Raw genomic sequence first — 402 nt, forward strand, 5'->3', positions numbered from 1 at the left:
CGCATAACCCCATGCATCTTTTGCATGGATTTCCCCCCTGTCTGACAGACAGGAAAGGGGTGGGTTCATAAAATCGTCATCCCAGCCGACCTGCGGATGACGCAAACGCCCCTGGCGAACCGCCTGCCCTGTGCCGTTCACCCGCCCGCCGACTGAGCCGCAAGACGTTTTTTCAAAGACAGCGCTCAGGAGCCAGCGCGGCACTGCCGCATCCCGGCCGCTTCCTTTGAAAAACCGTTTTTCAACTTCAGGAAGCCCGCGATGAACGCACCCACCATGCAAGGCCTCGACCTCCAGGCCCCCGCATACGTCAAGAACGCCCGCCTGCTCGCCTGGGTGGCCGACATGGCCGCCCTCTGCAAGCCCGCCAGGATCCACTGGTGCGACGGCTCGCAGGAAGAG

2 protein-coding genes are annotated in these 402 nt (G+C 62.4%); one reads left to right on the top strand and one right to left on the bottom strand.

Annotated features, from left to right (window positions below; translation table 11 throughout):
- On the bottom strand, positions 1-204 hold a 204-nt coding region (locus tag JZ791_RS47505), incomplete at its 3' end, for a hypothetical protein (RefSeq protein ID WP_216904030.1).
- 72 nt (positions 205-276) lie between these two features.
- Between JZ791_RS47505 and JZ791_RS47510 the strand changes: the two genes are divergently transcribed.
- Positions 277-402, top strand: a 126-nt coding sequence (locus JZ791_RS47510; protein ID WP_498049427.1) for a hypothetical protein, incomplete at its 3' end; no start/stop codon positions are given.

Source organism: Nocardia alni (genome assembly GCF_019038435.1).
Lineage (GTDB): Bacteria > Actinomycetota > Actinomycetes > Mycobacteriales > Mycobacteriaceae > Nocardia > Nocardia alni.